Annotated in this window: 17 protein-coding genes; 2 read left to right on the top strand and 15 right to left on the bottom strand. The window is 51.8% G+C overall.

Annotation, left to right across the window (positions count from 1 at the left end):
- Positions 1–69: 69 nt before the first annotated feature.
- From purF to pdxB, 9 genes are all read right to left on the bottom strand, one after another.
- Entirely contained in the window at positions 70–1,587 is a 1,518-nt protein-coding gene (gene purF / locus LVQ76_RS17175) for an amidophosphoribosyltransferase (protein WP_064512741.1), read from the bottom strand.
- Between the two features lie 91 nt (positions 1,588–1,678).
- Positions 1,679–2,167, bottom strand: coding sequence for a colicin V production protein (gene cvpA / locus LVQ76_RS17180; RefSeq protein ID WP_034458856.1), 489 nt, complete (start codon positions 2,165–2,167; stop codon positions 1,679–1,681).
- Positions 2,168–2,332: 165 nt separating this feature from the next.
- Positions 2,333–3,061 carry a cell division protein DedD gene (gene dedD, locus LVQ76_RS17185; protein ID WP_232922108.1) on the bottom strand — a complete coding sequence of 243 codons (729 nt, stop codon included), beginning with the start codon at positions 3,059–3,061 and terminating at the stop codon, positions 2,333–2,335.
- Positions 3,051–4,319, bottom strand: a complete 1,269-nt coding sequence (gene folC, locus LVQ76_RS17190; protein WP_232922109.1) for a bifunctional tetrahydrofolate synthase/dihydrofolate synthase — start codon at positions 4,317–4,319, stop codon at positions 3,051–3,053. The genes dedD and folC overlap by 11 nt, the downstream gene beginning before the upstream one ends.
- Before the next feature lie 65 nt (positions 4,320–4,384).
- Positions 4,385–5,305, bottom strand: a complete 921-nt coding sequence (gene accD, locus LVQ76_RS17195; RefSeq protein WP_064512747.1) for an acetyl-CoA carboxylase, carboxyltransferase subunit beta — start codon at positions 5,303–5,305, stop codon at positions 4,385–4,387.
- Positions 5,306–5,443: 138 nt separating this feature from the next.
- Positions 5,444–6,103: a DedA family protein gene (locus LVQ76_RS17200; protein ID WP_034458864.1), complete on the bottom strand. Its 660-nt coding sequence runs from the start codon at positions 6,101–6,103 to the stop codon at positions 5,444–5,446.
- A gap of 25 nt (positions 6,104–6,128) precedes the next feature.
- Positions 6,129–6,944 (bottom strand): tRNA pseudouridine(38-40) synthase TruA, encoded by an 816-nt coding sequence (truA, locus tag LVQ76_RS17205; RefSeq protein WP_232865953.1) that lies wholly within the window; start codon positions 6,942–6,944, stop codon positions 6,129–6,131.
- Positions 6,944–7,957: an aspartate-semialdehyde dehydrogenase gene (locus LVQ76_RS17210; RefSeq protein WP_232922110.1), complete on the bottom strand. Its 1,014-nt coding sequence runs from the start codon at positions 7,955–7,957 to the stop codon at positions 6,944–6,946. The genes truA and LVQ76_RS17210 overlap by 1 nt, the downstream gene beginning before the upstream one ends.
- Before the next feature lie 68 nt (positions 7,958–8,025).
- Entirely contained in the window at positions 8,026–9,162 is a 1,137-nt protein-coding gene (pdxB, locus tag LVQ76_RS17215; RefSeq protein WP_232865972.1) for a 4-phosphoerythronate dehydrogenase PdxB, read from the bottom strand.
- Positions 9,163–9,265: 103 nt separating this feature from the next.
- Here pdxB and flk point away from each other — a divergent pair, with 103 nt between their 5' ends.
- Positions 9,266–10,270 (top strand): flagella biosynthesis regulator Flk, encoded by a 1,005-nt coding sequence (gene flk, locus LVQ76_RS17220; RefSeq protein ID WP_232922111.1) that lies wholly within the window; start codon positions 9,266–9,268, stop codon positions 10,268–10,270.
- Between the two features lie 31 nt (positions 10,271–10,301).
- Here flk and LVQ76_RS17225 read toward each other — a convergent pair whose 3' ends face one another.
- Positions 10,302–11,480: an MFS transporter gene (locus LVQ76_RS17225; RefSeq protein ID WP_232865950.1), complete on the bottom strand. Its 1,179-nt coding sequence runs from the start codon at positions 11,478–11,480 to the stop codon at positions 10,302–10,304.
- Between the two features lie 80 nt (positions 11,481–11,560).
- Positions 11,561–12,778, bottom strand: coding sequence for a beta-ketoacyl-ACP synthase I (gene fabB, locus LVQ76_RS17230; protein WP_151995290.1), 1,218 nt, complete (start codon positions 12,776–12,778; stop codon positions 11,561–11,563).
- A gap of 156 nt (positions 12,779–12,934) precedes the next feature.
- On the opposite strand from fabB, the gene mnmC reads away from it, so the two are divergent.
- On the top strand, positions 12,935–14,935 hold the full coding sequence (gene mnmC, locus LVQ76_RS17235; RefSeq protein WP_232922112.1) for a bifunctional tRNA (5-methylaminomethyl-2-thiouridine)(34)-methyltransferase MnmC2/FAD-dependent 5-carboxymethylaminomethyl-2-thiouridine(34) oxidoreductase MnmC1: 2,001 nt from the start codon (positions 12,935–12,937) through the stop codon (positions 14,933–14,935).
- A 41-nt stretch (positions 14,936–14,976) separates the two neighbouring features.
- Here the strand turns inward: mnmC and LVQ76_RS17240 are convergent, their stop codons facing one another.
- From LVQ76_RS17240 to mepA, 4 genes are all read right to left on the bottom strand, one after another.
- Entirely contained in the window at positions 14,977–15,252 is a 276-nt protein-coding gene (locus LVQ76_RS17240) for a YfcL family protein (RefSeq protein ID WP_064512761.1), read from the bottom strand.
- 90 nt (positions 15,253–15,342) lie between these two features.
- Entirely contained in the window at positions 15,343–15,888 is a 546-nt protein-coding gene (locus LVQ76_RS17245; protein WP_232865971.1) for an elongation factor P hydroxylase, read from the bottom strand.
- Positions 15,889–15,910: 22 nt separating this feature from the next.
- A complete protein-coding gene (locus tag LVQ76_RS17250) occupies positions 15,911–16,708 on the bottom strand; it encodes a sulfite exporter TauE/SafE family protein (protein ID WP_172893554.1) in 798 nt (265 codons plus the stop codon).
- 11 nt (positions 16,709–16,719) lie between these two features.
- Positions 16,720–17,544, bottom strand: a complete 825-nt coding sequence (mepA, locus tag LVQ76_RS17255; protein WP_232865948.1) for a penicillin-insensitive murein endopeptidase — start codon at positions 17,542–17,544, stop codon at positions 16,720–16,722.

The following is a 17,544-nucleotide window of genomic DNA, read 5'->3' on the forward strand; positions in this document are numbered from 1 at the left end:
GCAAGATGGGCAGGGATGCAAGAAATGGTAACCCTCTCCTTCTGGGAGAGGGTTACGGTGAGGATGGCTTTAACCCTCGTTATGCATCTCTAAGTTTTCCACTTCGTTCTGACGGGCAATCGCTTGTGAATCGTCATTACGCAAGGACTCAAGATACTCAAGATATTCGTGATCCACATCTTTGGTCACGTAAATACCGTTGAACACCGAGCATTCAAACTGCGTGATATCCGGATTCTCAACGCGTACAGCCTCAATCAGATCGTTCAGATCCTGGAAAATCAGACCATCGGCACCAATCAGCTGACGGATCTCGTCAACTTCACGGCCGTGAGCAATCAGTTCGTTAGCGCTTGGCATATCAATGCCGTATACGTTCGGGAAGCGAATCTCTGGTGCCGCTGACGCGAGGTAAACTTTCTTCGCACCGGCTTCACGCGCCATCTCGATAATCTGCTCAGAAGTGGTGCCACGAACGATAGAGTCATCCACCAGCAAAACGTTCTTATCGCGGAACTCAGCGCGGTTGGCGTTGAGTTTACGGCGTACAGATTTACGACGCAGCTGCTGGCCCGGCATGATAAAGGTACGGCCAACGTAGCGGTTCTTCACGAAGCCCTGGCGATATGGCTTGTCGAGAATACGGGCGATTTCCAACGCGATATCGCAGGATGTTTCTGGAATCGGGATAACCACATCGATATCCAGATCTTCCCACTCGCGGGCAATTTTCTCACCGAGTTTTTTGCCCATCTCAACGCGTGCGCTGTAAACGGAAATTTTGTCGATGAAAGAGTCCGGGCGTGCAAAGTAGACATATTCGAACAAGCAAGGGTTGCTTGTTGGGTTGTCGGCACACTGACGGGTAAACAGTTGACCTTTTTCGGTGATATACACCGCTTCACCTGGTGCGATATCACGCAGGAATTCGAAGCCCAGGGTATCAAGCGCAACGCTCTCGGAAGCCACCATATATTCAGTGCGACCATCGTTCAAATCACGCTTGCCCATTACGAGTGGGCGGATGCCGTTTGGATCGCGGAACGCAACCATACCGTGGCCGATAATCATTGCCACACATGCGTAAGCGCCACGAATCTGACGGTTAGTTGCAGCGATAGCGGCAAAAATATTGTCTGCTTCCAGCGGATAGTTGCGGAAGTTATCCAGCTCACTGGCGAAAATATTCAGCAGGATTTCAGAATCGGAAGTGGTGTTAATGTGACGACGCTTTTCTTCGAACAGCTTCTGGCGCAGTTCGTGGGCGTTAGTCAGGTTACCGTTGTGTGCAAGGGTAATGCCGTACGGAGAGTTCACATAGAAAGGCTGGGCTTCAGAAGCGCTGGAACTACCCGCTGTAGGGTATCGCACATGACCAATGCCCATGTTTCCTTGTAAGCGTTGCATGTGAATGGCACCAAATACATCACTCACCAGTCCATTAGCTTTGCGTAGACGAAAACAGTTTAAAGCATCAATGGTGACGATGCCTGCGGCATCTTGTCCACGATGCTGAAGCACCGTTAACGCATCATAGATAGACTGGTTTACCGGCATGAAACCGGCGATACCGACAATACCGCACATGTTGTCTTTTCCTCATCGTGAGTCTGTTTTTCTGGCGTTATTTGAAAATAAAATAGCCAGAAAAATCAGACTCTAAGCCATAACCCCCGCCCTAAGGCCGAGGCAAGAAACTTGACGAGCTTTGCAGATAGTCAAAGAACCATCTGATGATGAAACTGAATTGCGGGATAAGCTGCGACTTTTGCCAGTCGTCACTCTTCGAAAAACCAGTAAACGTATCAAGAAAGAACAGAATGGCGGCGACGATCAATGCTCCACGTAAAGCACCGAAACAGATCCCCAACACCCTGTCTGTACCCGACAGGCCGGTTTTCTCAACCAGCGCGCTAATCACATAATTGACTATCGCACCGACAATGAGTGTCGCGATAAATAGAATCGCGATAGCTATTCCATTACGTACCAGTTCGTCTTCAAAGCCTGTGAACCAGACTGACAGGTAAGTGTAGTAATGACTGGCGACAAAGAAAGCACAGCCCCAGGTCACCAGCGATAACGCTTCACGCACAAACCCACGAATAACACTAATCAGAGCCGAAAAGCCGATGACCGCAATAATGGCGTAATCTATCCAAACCATGAACAAATCCCACGACAAATCGCCCTGACGTCCAGTTCGGGGCGCATTCTAACAGAAAAAGAAAACGTTTGCGTAGGGATTTCCTTCCCTCGCGTAAATAAATAATGGCGTTGAAAAAATGCTCAACGCCATTAAAAATCTGCCCTAAATCCCGCCTCTGCGGGTTTACCTGGCCGTGTAAGTCATCACCACACCGTTCAGCCCGGAAAGCGAATTCAGCTCGCCCAAAGACGACTTAAGTTTGTCTTTCGAAGCGTCCGGCCCCACCAAAATACGGGTAACTTTCCCCTGCACTGGTGTAGACGGTGACGTGTAAGCACGGAACCCAGCGCCGCGTAGTTTACCAACAATTTCATTTACTTTGTCGGCATTCTTTAATGCACCTAGTTGCACGACGTAAGCTTTGCCGGTTGGCGCTTGTTCGGTCGCTTCTTGCTTCACAGGTTTTTCAGGCGCAGGTGGTTCTTCGTTCATCATCGCCAGACGTTCTGCCGTTTGATCAATCTCAGCCCTACTCTGCGGTTTTTCGACCTGCTTAGGTTTCGGTTTCTCAACGACAGGTTGCGGTTTTGGTTGAGCACGGGCGACCGGAACTTCATCAATACCCGCACCACCATCACTCGGCAGTGAGGCGATATCTAATCCTGGTGCTGCTGCCGTACCCGCTCTCACCTCTTCGGCGGCACCTTCAGGTGGCTGAGAAGGGAGTGCCTGAGTTGCAACAGGCAACATATCCGGCTCAGCGGTATCCCCAGGTTTTGGAACCAGAGGAATGGCTGCAAATTCATCCTGATAATGTTTTTTCTGACCATCGAGTAGCCCTGGCAGGATAATGACCCCCAGTGCGACCAAAATGATGGTCCCTACTAATCGATTTTGAAACTTACTCGCCACCTGTTTTCTCCGCGTCCAGCGCTTCCATTACGTGGGCTACTGTATGAAATGAACCACACACCAGCACGGTATCATCCCCTGTTGCTGCACTCATCGCAGCATTCCAGGCTTGCGCCACTGTACCGTAGACTTCACCCTGGCCCAGATGCTCAATCAACTGTTCAGCACTCGCACCTCGCGGCCCTTCCAACGGAGCACAATACCAGCTATCAACTTGAGGCGACAAATTTGCCAGCGTACCGGCGATGTCTTTGTCGTGCAGCATACCAATTACCGCCAGCACGCGCCCACGCTTTGGTAGCTGTGCCAGGCGCCCGGCAAGATAGGCCGCCGCGTGGGGGTTATGCGCCACATCGAGAATAACCAACGGTGCCTGCGAAATAATCTGGAAACGGCCCGGTAACGTCGCCTCTTTAATCCCTTGAATAATAGCTTCATTACTGACATTTAACTGGCTTGCACGCAATGCGGCCAGCGCGGTTGCGGCATTCGGCTGCGGGACCAGTGGCAACGGTAAGCCGTTGAGTTCACCCTGAGCATCTTTAAAGATCCAGCTGTTCTCACCAACCTCATAAGACCAGTCAACATCACGGCGCAGCAGATGAGCGCCCTTTTCCGCCGCCACATCAGCAATAGTGTGTGGCATATCTGGCTCGCCCACCACAGCAGGTTTACCACCACGGAAGACCCCGGCTTTTTCACGCCCAATGCTTTCGCGGTCTGGCCCCAGCCAGTCGGTGTGGTCCAGCGCGATACTGGTGACGACAGCTACATCGGCATCGACAATATTGGTCGCATCCAGGCGACCACCCAGGCCGACTTCAAGAATCACCACGTCCACTGCCAGTTGCTTAAACAACAATAGCGCTGACAACGTGCTGTACTCAAAATAGGTCAGTGATGTTTCGCCACGCATGGCTTCAATTTGTGCAAAGGCCGCCGTGTGGTACGCCTCGTCCAGCTCTTCACTTTGCACGCGCACGCGCTCGTTGTAACGCACCAGATGCGGTGAGCTGTAGACACCAACACGATATCCCGCCGCCATCAACACCTTTTCCAGGGTGCGACAAGTGGTGCCTTTGCCATTGGTTCCCGCCACGGTAAATACCGTCGGCGCAGGTTTCAACACATCGAGCGTTGCGGCAACTTTTTTTACGCGATCAAGGCCAAGCTCGATGGTTTTAGAATGGAGGTTTTCCAGATAACAAAGCCACGTGGCCAGAGGCGACGTGGCTTGAGGAGTTTGAATTTTTTCCATGATGCCCGCTCTGTCTACGGTTCAAGAAAAAGGGCAGAACCTATTTGGCCTGCCCTTATTAACTATCAGGCCTCGTGACCTTCTTCCGGTGCTGCCGGAACCACAATCGGTTCGCGCGGCGCTTCCGGATTTGGCGCGGGCTGATTGGTCAGCTTTGCCAGAACGCTTGCCAGTTTGAGGCGCATTTCTGGACGGCGGACGATCATGTCGATCGCCCCTTTTTCGATCAGGAACTCACTGCGCTGGAAGCCCGGCGGCAGTTTTTCGCGAACGGTCTGCTCGATAACACGAGGGCCAGCAAAGCCGATCAGTGCTTTTGGTTCAGCAATGTTCAGATCGCCCAGCATCGCGAAGCTTGCGGAAACGCCACCCATAGTCGGGTCAGTCAGAACCGAAATATACGGCAGACCGCGTTCCTGCATTTTGGCCAACGCTGCACTGGTTTTCGCCATCTGCATCAGCGACATCAGCGCTTCTTGCATACGTGCGCCACCGGAAGCAGAGAAGCAGATCATCGGGCAGTTATCTTCCAGAGCTTGTTCTACGGCACGAACAAAACGCGCGCCGACAACAGAACCCATAGAACCGCCCATGAAAGCAAACTCAAACGCCACCGCCACAACTGGCATGTTATAGAGCGTGCCTTTCATGACCACCAGCGCGTCTTTCTCGCCGGTTTCTTTCTGGGCTGATGCCAGACGGTCTTTATATTTTTTAGAGTCTTTAAACTTGAGGATATCTTTTGGCTCAAGTTCACTACCCAATTCAAACATCGAGCCTTCATCTAACAGGCTGTGCAAGCGATCGCGCGCAGACATACGCATGTGGTGATCGCATTTTGGGCAGACTTCGAGATTGCGTTCCAGTTCGGCACGGTACAAAACCTGGCCACAGCTGTCGCACTTCGTCCACACCCCTTCAGGGATACTCGCCTTACGGGTAGGGGTGATATTGCTCTTATTGAGAATTCGTTCAATCCAGCTCATTGATGACCTTTCTGCTTGAACCTGGTCGATGCCAGTTTTTCTGTGGCAGAACTAGCTGCCCCAGACCATAAATGGTGCTCATTAAAACATAACGGCCCGCGACTTTGGATAAAAAAGTGGTCGAACCGCGCGATGGGGTTACTTTTGCAGGCGTTTGGCCGCGCGTTTGTGGCGAATAATTTCAACCACACCAGGCAGGACCGACAACACGATAATCGCCACAATCAGTAATTTCAGGTTTTCCTGCACAATTGGCAAATCGCCGAACAGGTAGCCTGCGTAGGTGAATAACAATACCCACAGCAACGCACCGGCAACGTTATACATCGCAAAATGGCGATAGGACATATGCCCCATCCCGGCGACAAACGGTGCAAAAGTTCGCACAATCGGTACGAAGCGCGCGAGGATAATCGTTTTTCCACCATGACGCTCGTAAAAAGCGTGTGTTTTATCAAGATAACTGCGGCGGAAGATTTTTGAATTCGGGTTGCTGAACAGCTTTTCACCAAACAGCCGCCCAATAGTGTAGTTCACCGCATCTCCAACAATAGCCGCGATGATCATTAAAATCACCATGGTATGAACGTTCAGATCGTTGGTCGGCAAGGCGGCCAGCGCTCCGGCAACAAACAGCAGCGAATCACCGGGAAGGAATGGCGTCACCACCAGACCTGTCTCGCAAAACAGAATCAAAAACAGAATGGCATAAACCCAGACACCATACTGTGCAACCAACTCCGCTAAGTGCACATCAATGTGCAAAATAAAATCAATAATAAAGCGGATAAATTCCATCGTTATCTACCTTTCTCGACTGGCGTCAGTCTGCCAAAAAAAGAGGCCCCATCGGGGGTTTAGGTAATGCAAAGTGGTCAGGGTAATCAACAGAAACTAAGTACAAGCCTTCTGCTTTTCCGGTCGCCGCTGCAAGCTTACGATCTTTCGCCGCCAGCAATTCGGCCATCCAGTTCTCTTCTTGATTGCCACAACCAATTTCCATCAGGCTGCCGACAATGTTTCGCACCATGTGATGCACAAACGCATTGGCTTTGATATCCACCACCACGTATGAACCATAACGTGTGACGTTGATGTGCATCAGATTGCGCCAGGGTGTGCGCGACTGGCATTGCACGGCACGGAACGACGTAAAATCGTTCTCACCCAGCAAACATTGCGCTGCACGGTGCATACGTTCAGCATCCAGCAGATGATAAAAATGCGTCACCCCCTGCCCCATCACTGCAGGACGTAGCCGCTCGTTATAGATGACATAACGATAACGGCGCGCCGTGGCGCTGAAGCGCGCGTGAAAATCATCGGGCACAGCTTTAACCCAACGCACCGCAATGTCACCAGGTAAATTCGCATTTGCACCAAGCGTCCATGCCGCATCTTTACGCTGCACACGCGTTTCAAAGTGCACCACCTGGCCGGTGGCGTGTACGCCAGCGTCGGTACGTCCGGCGCAGAATACATTTATTGGCTCATCAGCCACTTTAGAGAGCGCTTTTTCAAGCTTCTCTTGCACGCTGCGCACTTCATTCTGGCGCTGCCAGCCATAATATTTGCTGCCGTCGTATTCAATGCCGAGTGCAATCTTGTTGAGTGGTGTTTGGTGCAACTCGTCGGACATTAGTACATATACTCCTGCACTAATTTCTCAGCCGTTTTCACCGCCATCAATGCACCACCGAAACGAACGTTATCGGCAACAGACCAGAATTGAATCTGCTCAGGCATACCGTAATCGTTGTGGATACAGCCAATGGAAAGGTGCGAGCTGCCGGAAGCATCGGAAACCTGAGTAGGGAAATCGCCCTCTTCAGAAAGTTCGATATCTTCAAACTGGATATACGCGTCACGCGCTTCTTCAGAGGCAAGCGGGCGCATGGCTTCAAAGTTCACCATTTGCGCGTGGCCGTAAAACACCGGGGCCTGGACGAAGCTGGCCGAAATGATCACGCCTTCATCCTGCAACACTTTACGCACTTCGTTCACTAAGCGGCGTTCTACCGGAACGCTGCCTTCTGCATCCGGCACCAGCGGCAGCATGTTGAATGCCAGCTGGCGACCAAACAGATCCGCATCTTCAATAGGCAAACCGTTCAGCAAGCGGGCGCTCTGCCCGGCTAATGCATCGACGGCACTTTTGCCACGGCCAGAAGCGGCCAACAAATTCGTCACCTGAATACGTGATAAACCGCCTTGTTCGATAAGCGGTTTCAGGGCTGTCAGGAGTTGGCTGGTCAGGCTATCAGCCACGGCCACCAGATTGCGATTGCGGTATTCACCCAGCACAAAAGGATTCACGTCAGGTACTACCAGCGGGACATCGTGTTCCATGGCGAACAGGCCGCTAGAGTCGATAACCAGGCAACCGGCATTCGTGGCTTCTTCAACGTAACGCGCAGAGGCTTCAACACCCGCAACGAAGAACGCCAATTGAACCTGAGTCCAGTCAAATGATTCAGCATCCTGAACCATCACGGTTTTGCCTTCGTAACGGATATTTTCACCGGCGCTTTCATTGCGCGCCAGGGCATACAATTCACCAACCGGGAACTGGCGTTCGGCAAGCAGTTCAATCACAGCTGCGCCTACGGCACCCGTGGCACCTAAAACGGCAATATTCCAGCCTTCAGACATGTTGGTTTACTCCAGACTTAAATAGCAGTATTTCCCCGGTGTAACGCCGGGGAAATGAGAAGGATTGTTTAACGCGCAGTGTGATAGGTGGCGCTAAAGCCTAGCTTTTGCAGCATTGTCGCTGCCGCTTCATCATCACACTGGATATATAGCGATGACCATTCACGGCGTTCCTGATAATTTTTGCGCAACTTGTCAAACTCACCAGGAATTCCCGCCACTTTACGCAGCGGAGCATCATCGCGGCGCACATCATACACCAGATGAACCAGTCTTTTGAGTGTTGCCTGATCAAGCGGGCCATGAAGGGTAATACGACCAAATTCTGGGGCAGGAAGCAGGGTGTCTAAAGCCACTTGTTGTTTCTGACCAATAAACTCGCTAAATGCTTCAAACACTTGCGTGGTGCCACGCGCTTTACCTTCGAGCGTGTAGCCCGCAATGTGGGCGGTACCAATATCAACTTTCTCGAGCAAAGATACATTGAGTTCCGGCTCCGGCTCCCAGACGTCCAGCACCACGCTGAGATCCTGCCCGTTCTCGAGGCATTTCAGCAAGGCGGCGTTATCGACGACCGGGCCACGGCAGGCGTTAATCAGAATCGAACCGGCTTTGAGGCTTGAGATCAGTTTTTCATCGGCCAGATGCAGCGATTTATACGCACCGTCTTTAAACAGCGGCGTGTGGAACGTCAGCACATCGGCTTCATGCACCAGTTGTTCTAGTGAAACAAAATCGCCTTTATCACCGCGGTCGGCACGAGGTGGATCGCAAAGCAGCGTACGAACGCCAAAAGCTTCGAGACGCGCCTGCAAACGCGAGCCGACATTACCGACACCAACAATACCCACGGTTCGGTCGGTAAGCTGGAAACCGTCGCGTTCGGCAAGCATTAGCAGTGAGGAGAAGACATATTCAACTACGGCAATGGCGTTACAACCGGGAGCGGCCGAAAATGCGATACCCGCGTGCTCAAGGTAGTTTTCGTCAACATGGTCAGTGCCAGCCGTTGCCGTACCGACAAACTTTATCCCTTTGTTATCGAGTAAATCAGCATTCACTTTGGTGACTGAACGCACCATTAACGCATCGGCATCAGCCAGTTCGGATACGGGAATTGGGCGGCCTGGGACGGCGGTTACGTCGCCTAAGCGACTAAACAATTCACGTGCATAGGGCATGTTTTCGTCAACGAGGATTTTCACGTTAGCTACCTGTTCGGTTAATCGTCGAGAATAAGCCCGATAGTGTGCCATAATCTGGCGTCCTGGCATACTTGAGCCAGGGAATGACAAAGGATTTAAGCCTATGCAACCCATTCAGGGGGCGACAGCACGTCCTCCGGGGGAACCACCCTCCCCAACTTCAGCGGCAGGTGAGTTTCCGCTTTCTACACAGCAACGTACCGTTCTGGAACGTTTGATTACACGTATTGTTGCGCTTAACCAGCAACAAAGTGCCGAAGTGTGGGCGGGATTAAAACATGACCTCGGGCTAAAAGGTGAAACGCCATTGTTATCGCGTCACTTCCCCGCGGCTGAACAAAATCTGAATCAGCGTCTCAGTAATGCTCAAACAACCCATGCCACACGTCAGGTTGTACAACAGCTTAGCGAATTGCTATCGCAGGGCAATAATCGCCAGGCGGTGAGTGATTACATTCGCCAACAGTTTGGGCAGACAGCCCTTAGCCAGCTCACGCCAGAACAATTAAAAAGCGTACTGACGTTATTGCAAAATAACCAGTTGGCTATCCCGCAGCCACAGCAACGCCCGGCGACAGATCGCCCGCTATTGCCCGCTGAACACAATTCATTAAATAAACAAGTCGCTAAACTCGCTGCCGCAACGGGCGAGTCCAGTAAGTTAATCTGGCAGTCAATGCTTGAGTTAAGCGGTGTGAAAACGGGCGAGCTGATCCCGGCCAAACATTTCGCGCTGCTGACTACCTGGTTACAAGCACGCCAGACATTAAGCCAGCAAAACACGCCGACATTGCACACCATTCAGGCGGCTTTGAAGCAGCCGCTCGAACCCGCTGAATGGAAAGAGATAACGGACTATACGCAGCAACGTTTTCAGGCTACACCGCAAACGTTACTGACCGCCGCGCAGGTGCAGGATATTTTGAATCAGGTGTTTTTAAAACGCGCCGAACGCCAGCCATCAGCGCTAGAAGTGCATAACATTCAGCCGATCGCCAGCCCAATTTGGGCGCCATTTATTGAACCGATGAAGGTAATAAGTGCCCGCCCAGGCCTGGCACTTATCGCACTGATTGTGGTGATGGTTTTGTTCTGGATAGTGATTTAAACGTTAGCCACCCAGCCTTGGGTGGCTATAGTTACTTGCGAAAGGCGATGAGTGTAACCACAATCCCGACTACCGCAGAAATTGCTCCAGCTAAAAACACTGACGGATAACCCATCGAGGTTGCCAACAATCCGGTCAATGGCCCTGCGACACCGTACGAGATATCCTGAAACGCCGCATAGCCACCAAGCGCCGTACCGCGTACCTGAGCCGGTACACGTTTCACCACTTCAACACCCAGGGCCGGGAAGATTAACGAGCAGCCACAACCCGTCAACGCAGCACCGATTAGCGCAACGCCTGCTCCCGGTGCCTGCCAGAGTAAAACCAACCCGGCGGTTTCAATCGCCAACGAGACCAGTGCCACTCTCACACCACCAAATCTGTCTGGCATCCAGCCAAACAGCACACGCATCAGCACAAAAGCGCCACCAAAAGCGGTCAGCGTAAAGCCTGCCCAGGCCCAGCCGTTCGATGCAAAGTAAAGTGAGACAAAAGTGCCGATCACGGCAAAACCGACGCCCTGTAATGCCAGCCCAAGACCTGGTTTCCAGATGAGGCCTATCACGGCGAACAGTGAAGGACGATCGCCTTTATGCGCAGGCACGGCACGAATTCGACCATTAAACGCCAGTGCTACCAGTGGCAAGGCGATAGTCGAAACACCCAGCGCCACAAATCCCCAATGGCTGTTTAACAGCAGGCCAATAGGTGCACCCGCCGCCAATGCGCCATAAATCGCCATACCGGTCCAGGACATCACTTTACCGGAACGAGCCGGGCCAACCAGACCCAAACCCCAGGTAAGGTTTCCGGTCAGCAACTGGCTTTCACCAAAACCGAGAATCAAGCGCCCCACTATCAACAAGCCGAATTTCGCCATCGCATCTACGGGCAATAGCGCCGCCAGCAGATAAGCGACGCCAGCAAATGCACATGCGCACATCCCCTGTAACGTCGAACGCTTCGCTCCTTGCTGGTCGGCCAGACGCCCGGCATAACCGCGGGTTAAAACCGTTGCCAGGAACTGAATGCCTACGGCAATCCCGACCATGGTGTTGCCAAACCCAAGCTCATGGTGAACAAAAAGCGGGATAACAGGCAACGGCAAGCCTACCGTCATATAGGTGAGAAACACCGCGAAGGTAATGCTGAATAAGGACTTATTTTCGGATTTGTTGTTTAGCTGAGAATTTTTTATTGAGGACATCTCACGGCTCCTTGGCAGCAGCCATTATGCAAAAAAAAACGGGGTGCACAAGGCACCCCGCTTATTAACATCACCTGGGATTAAGCGTTAACTTTACGCATAACCAGCGTGGCATTCGTACCACCGAAACCGAAGCTGTTAGACATAACAGTGTTCAGTTGACGCTCGGTAGTTTCAGTCACGATGTTCAGGCCAGCAGCCTGCTCATCGAGCTGTTCAATGTTGATGCTTGGCGCGATGAAACCGTGCTCCAGCATCAGCAGAGAGTAGATAGCTTCCTGAACGCCTGCGGCACCCAGAGAGTGACCGGTCATCGCTTTGGTCGCAGACATTGCTGGCGAGTTGTTACCGAAGACTTCTTTGATTGCGCCCAGTTCTTTCACATCGCCAACCGGCGTAGAAGTCCCGTGGGTGTTCAGGTAGTCAATCGGGGTATCAACACCGTGCATTGCCATCTTCATGCAACGCACCGCACCTTCACCAGATGGAGCAACCATATCCGCGCCATCAGACGTCGCGCCGTAGCCAACGATTTCAGCGTAGATGTGTGCACCACGAGCCAGAGCGTGCTCCAGTTCTTCAACCACAACCATACCGCCGCCGCCTGCGATAACGAAACCGTCACGGCTCGCATCATAGGTACGGGATGCTTTGTCTGGCGTTTCGTTATATTTGGTAGACAGTGCGCCCATTGCATCGAACTCACAGGCCATTTCCCAGCACAGCTCTTCGCCGCCGCCAGCAAATACGATGTCCTGTTTGCCCAGTTGAATTTGCTCAACAGCATTACCGATACAGTGCGCAGAAGTCGCACATGCGGAGCTGATTGAGTAGTTCACACCGTGAATTTTGAACGGAGTCGCGAGACATGCGGATACCGCAGAACCCATCGCTTTGGTCACAACATAAGGACCAACCGCTTTCAGGCCGCGCGGACTACGCATTGCGTCTGCACCGAACACCTGAGATTTAGAAGAACCACCGGAACCTGCAATCAGGCCCACACGAGGGTTGCTTTGATAAACTTCTTCTTTCAAACCAGCATCTTCAATAGCTTGCTGCATTGAAAGGTAAGCATAGACAGAGGCATCGTTCATGAAACGGACGACTTTACGGTCAATCAGGCCGGTGGTGTCCAGTTTAACGTTACCCCACACGTGGCTGCGCATTCCAGAATCTTTGAATTCTTGAGAGAAAGTGATCCCCGGGCGACCTTCACGCAGAGATGCCAGGACTTCCTGCTGGTTGTTACCGATGCTGGAAACAATGCCCAGACCAGTAATCACTGCACGTTTCATTCAATACCTCTTCTACTGCACTATTAGGATTTCGACAGGCACAATAGCGTACACTTGTACGCCGAACAAGTCCGATCAGCCAAATCAGTCTGAAATTTGCGCCGCTTCGCACACATCGTTATGATCGTTACACTGCCTGCCAGACGAGTAACTTACGTGAAACACTCCCCAATACAATCTGCCAACCTGGACTTTAATGAAGAGGGTACACCTGTATCCCGAGAGTTCGACGACGTGTACTTCTCTAATGATAATGGACTGGAGGAAACTCGTTATGTATTTCTGGGAGGAAACCGTCTAAATGAGCGTTTTGCTACCCATGAGCGTTCGCTGTTTGTAGTCGGTGAAAGTGGTTTCGGCACCGGTCTTAACTTTTTGACTTTATGGCAAGCTTTTGAAGATTTTTGCAAAAATCAGCCTCAAGCCACCCTCAAACGTCTGCACTTTATTAGTTTTGAAAAATTCCCGCTGACCGTAAAAGATTTACATGCCGCTCATGCCCATTGGCCTGAACTTGCCGAGTTCGCGCAGCAATTACAGCAACAATGGCCGCTGCCAATCGCAGGCTGCCACCGTATTTTGTTGGCGGAAGGCCGCATTACTCTCGACCTTTGGTTCGGTGATATCAACGAACTGATACCGCAATTAGATGACACTTTAAATAATCAGGTAGATGCCTGGTTCCTTGACGGTTTCGCACCATCAAAAAATCCGGATATGTGGACACCACAGTTGTTCAATGCGATGGCGAAATTGGCACGCACGGGAAGCACACTGGCGACATTTACCTGCGCCGGGTTTGTACGCCGTGGCTTAATTGATGCTGGTTTCTCGATGACCAAAACCAAGGGCTTTGGCCGCAAACGCGAAATGCTGGTTGGCGTAATGGAACGTGCAATTGAATCGCCAGCACGCACGCCGTGGTATGCGCGCCCTGCCGCGCAAGGAAAAGAAGTCGCGATTGTGGGCGGCGGCATTGCCAGCGCCCTACTGTCACTCGCTTTATTGCGCCGTGGCTGGCAAGTGACGCTGTATTGCGAAGATGACGCTCCGGCACACGGTGCTTCCGGCAACCGCCAGGGCGCGCTTTACCCGCTGCTAAACACTCACAGCGCCACGCTGACAAACTTTTTTAGTGCTGCATTTACTTTTGCTCGTCGCGTGTACGACTCACTGCCCGTCGAGTTTGATCATGCCTGGTGCGGGGTCACACAACTGGGCTGGGACGAAAAAAGTCAGCATAAAATCGACCAGATGCTGAGCCTCAAATTTCCCGATGCCCTCGTTCATGCCGTCGATGCAGAAACGGCGACAAAACTTTGCGGCTTAGAAACCGGCCATGGTGGAGCAACCTACCCTCTTGGTGGTTGGTTATGCCCGGCACAACTGACAGCCGGTGCGCTGGCGCTGGCAGAAACCCTGGGGCTAAAAACCCATTATCAACATCAGGTTGAGGAACTGACTCAAACATGTGATGGATGGCAATTATCGTTAGCCGAACAGGATGCAAAACAACATGCGGCTGTAGTGCTGGCAAACGGCTTCAGGGTCAGTAAATTCGCGCAAACTGAAAAACTGCCGTTCTCAGCGGTAGGCGGCCAGGTCAGCCACATCCCAACGACCCCGGCACTTTCAGAATTGCGCCAGGTGTTGTGCTACGACGGCTATTTAACGCCGCAAAATCCGAACAATCAGCAGCATTGTATCGGTGCCAGCTACCACCGTGGCGTAGAAGAGATGCAGTACAACGAAGAAGATCAGCAGCATAATCGCCAGCGTTTACTGAACTGTTTGCCGGATGTGGACTGGCCGTGCGAAGTGGATGTTAGCGCCACTGAAGCACGCTGTGGCGTGCGCTGTGCGACGCGCGACCATATGCCGCTTGTAGGAAGTGTCCCTCGCTACGATGACACGCTTGAAACCTACGCAACACTTGTTGAAAACCATGACAACGCCGAAACCGCTCCGGTTTATGAGAATCTTTTTATGTTGGCGGCTCTGGGTTCAAGGGGATTATGCAGTGCGCCACTGGCGGCAGAAATTCTGGCGGCTCAAATGAGCGATGAACCGGTTCCGATGGATACTGAAACGCTTGCGGCGCTCAATCCAAATCGATTTTGGGTGCGGAAGTTACTGAAAGGAAGAGAAGTTAAATAGATTTGAGATTAAGCCCTCTCCCAAAGGAGAGGGCAAATGACTTAGAACTTAGCCTTCTGGTACAAATTGTCCCACATACTCAGCACTAAAGACTGGTCGCGTGGCGACAGTTCGCCTGCCTGAATCGCTTTTTCCAGGCTACCTGATACCGCAGTATTAAGCGCTTCAGGGCTGTGGTCTTCACCATGCTCCAGATCAGCTACCGCCAGAGTCAGATGGCCACGCAGATAACCGCTGGCAAACAGTTCATCATCACTGGCCGTCTCAACCATTTCATCAATTAGCGCCAGAATGCGTGTTTCAAATTCAGCGATCATCGTACTTCCTCATCATTTTGCAGGTTTTTATCCCCGTCATACTTCAAGCCGCAGGCGCGTTGACTGCAACTCGAATTATTTAGGGTATGTCTAAAGGTCTTCCGGCCACGGAAAATGCTCCGCTGCCAGCGGCGGGGTTTTGTAATAGTCCCGCAGCGCTTCAATCAGTTTTGCCGTACGAGCCGGGATGCCTTCTTGCAGGTAGATCATCACCTGCGCATGCACACGACGCTGGAACGCGATTCTGTCCGGGTCAACATCCCCGCTCAGGTTGTCGCAGCTCACATTGAACGGGAAGTTTGCTGCCACACACAGCAACCATTCTTGCGCTTGCGGCTTCACTTCCACGTCTTCGAATTTACTTTGTGTTTCGGCATCACGCCCATCCGGGCAATACCAATAACCGAAATCCACCAGTTCACGGCGCGCTTTGCCCGCAATAAGCCAGTGAGAAATTTCATGCATTCCGCTGGCGTAATAGCCATGGGCAAACACCACGCGGTGATAAGGAATTTCCTCATCAGCAGGAAGATAGATCGGTTCGTCGTCGCCTTTAATCAGACGTGTATTAAATTCGTCTTTAAAGCAGTTATCGAAAATGTCGATAAGTTCCTGATAATGGTGTTCTGTCGTTATTGTCATATTTGCTGTTGTCATCTCAAACTATCCCCAACCAATGGAGAATCTCCGGTCCGTGGCTATCAAATAAGAGTTTGGCGCTCATCACCGCTGACACGATAACTATCATCGGACGGATCAGTTTTTGCCCTTTACTCAACACGAGGCGTGATCCCATTCGCGCCCCTAAGAACTGCCCGGCCATCATTACAAAACCGGTTCCCCAAATCACTTTCCCGCCAATGATAAACAAAAGCAGGCCGCCGAGGTTTGATGTAGCGTTTAATACTTTGGCGTGAGCCGTAGATTTTGCGAGGTTAAAACCGCACAGCGTGACGAACGCTAGTGCGTAAAAAGAGCCAGCACCTGGGCCAAAGAAACCATCATAGAAACCGACGCAACCACCTGCAACCAGCGCAAATGGCAGGCCGTATAAACGGCGCTGTCGGTCTTCTTCACCAAGTTTTGGCATCAGTAAAAAGTACAGACCAATACAGATCACCAGCAGCGGCAAGATTTGACGCAACACGTCTGATTTTACGTATTGAACCAGCAATGCCCCGGTTGTTGAGCCGATAAACGTCATCAGAATATTCAGTTTCTGCTCTTTAAGATCGACCACTTTGCGGCGAATAAAATAGAGCGAGGAAGAAACCGAACCCCCACAGGCCTGGAGTTTGTTGGTCGCCAAAGCATGTGCAGGTGACATTCCCGTTGCCAACAACACAGGGACGGTAATCAAACCGCCGCCGCCTGCCAGTGAATCAATAAACCCTGCAAGCATGGCGACAAAAAACAACATCACCAGCATCAGGGGGGAAACCATAAACCATTCCATGAACTTATCCGTTAGAGAACGTGCTCATCCAGCAAGGCCTGACAAGAGGCGGGTAAAGGGGGCGGAGTTTTCTTTTTCGGCGGTATGCTGCCCGGAGGCGGCGGTGCAAACCAGCTTTGCAACTCAGCGCCACAACCATCACCTGGCGGCGGTAATGGCTGATCTTCACACTCGAGGCTATCTGCCGGGCAACGCAGGCGAACATGCATATGCGCACGGTGAGCAAACCACGGGCGCACTTTACGCAGCCAGTCGCGATCGGCACCCGCATCAAGACACAATTGTTGCTTGATGGCCGGATTGACGAAAATGCGTGTCACGTCGTTATCTTTCGCCGCAAGCTTAATCAGGCTACTGATTTCTGGCTGCCACAAACGCGGCACCACATGCTGATTATCACTGGCGACTAAATCCAGCGCCTGCGGTTTGAGAAGCTGAGCGGACGTCCAACGTGCTTTCGGGAGTTGCAAAAAAATATCAACATCCAGGCCGCTTTGGTGGCTGGCATGGCCAGAGCTAAAACGCCCACCAGCAGCCATTCCCATATCACCAATCAATAACGTGCCAAGGCCAAGTTGCGTCGACTGGTTACTGAGACGTTGAATAAACATCACTAAATCGGGATGACCGAAATAGCGACGTTGGTCCTGTCTCATCACCTGATAGCGAGGATCGTTAAGCGGCAACTCGTGGGCACCAACAATGCAGCCGTTAGAGAATGCACCAATAGATTGCGGGCTTCCCGCAATCGGATGACTAATTTTCTGCCACGGCGTAGCAGCAAAAGTAGCGGTACTGGCAAGCAATGCCAGCAGCCCCACGAGTGTTTTTTTCAT

Origin of the sequence: Buttiauxella cochleicola (genome assembly GCF_021283185.1) — a bacterium.
Lineage (GTDB): Bacteria > Pseudomonadota > Gammaproteobacteria > Enterobacterales > Enterobacteriaceae > Buttiauxella > Buttiauxella massiliensis.

Bases quoted from the DNA above. Each gene is read 5' to 3' on its own strand.
- cvpA (WP_034458856.1), bottom strand. From the start codon at position 2,167: ATGGTTTGGATAGATTACGCCATTATTGCGGTCATCGGCTTTTCGGCT.
- LVQ76_RS17250 (WP_172893554.1), bottom strand. From the start codon at position 16,708: ATGGAATGGTTTATGGTTTCCCCCCTGATGCTGGTGATGTTGTTTTTT.
- LVQ76_RS17240 (WP_064512761.1), bottom strand. From the start codon at position 15,252: ATGATCGCTGAATTTGAAACACGCATTCTGGCGCTAATTGATGAAATG.
- accD (WP_064512747.1), bottom strand. From the start codon at position 5,305: ATGAGCTGGATTGAACGAATTCTCAATAAGAGCAATATCACCCCTACC.
- mepA (WP_232865948.1), bottom strand. From the start codon at position 17,544: ATGAAAAAAACACTCGTGGGGCTGCTGGCATTGCTTGCCAGTACCGCT.
- purF (WP_064512741.1), bottom strand. From the start codon at position 1,587: ATGTGCGGTATTGTCGGTATCGCCGGTTTCATGCCGGTAAACCAGTCT.
- LVQ76_RS17200 (WP_034458864.1), bottom strand. From the start codon at position 6,103: ATGGAATTTATCCGCTTTATTATTGATTTTATTTTGCACATTGATGTG.
- folC (WP_232922109.1), bottom strand. From the start codon at position 4,319: ATGGAAAAAATTCAAACTCCTCAAGCCACGTCGCCTCTGGCCACGTGG.
- flk (WP_232922111.1), top strand. From the start codon at position 9,266: ATGCAACCCATTCAGGGGGCGACAGCACGTCCTCCGGGGGAACCACCC.
- fabB (WP_151995290.1), bottom strand. From the start codon at position 12,778: ATGAAACGTGCAGTGATTACTGGTCTGGGCATTGTTTCCAGCATCGGT.
- LVQ76_RS17225 (WP_232865950.1), bottom strand. From the start codon at position 11,480: ATGTCCTCAATAAAAAATTCTCAGCTAAACAACAAATCCGAAAATAAG.
- truA (WP_232865953.1), bottom strand. From the start codon at position 6,944: ATGTCCGACGAGTTGCACCAAACACCACTCAACAAGATTGCACTCGGC.
- LVQ76_RS17210 (WP_232922110.1), bottom strand. From the start codon at position 7,957: ATGTCTGAAGGCTGGAATATTGCCGTTTTAGGTGCCACGGGTGCCGTA.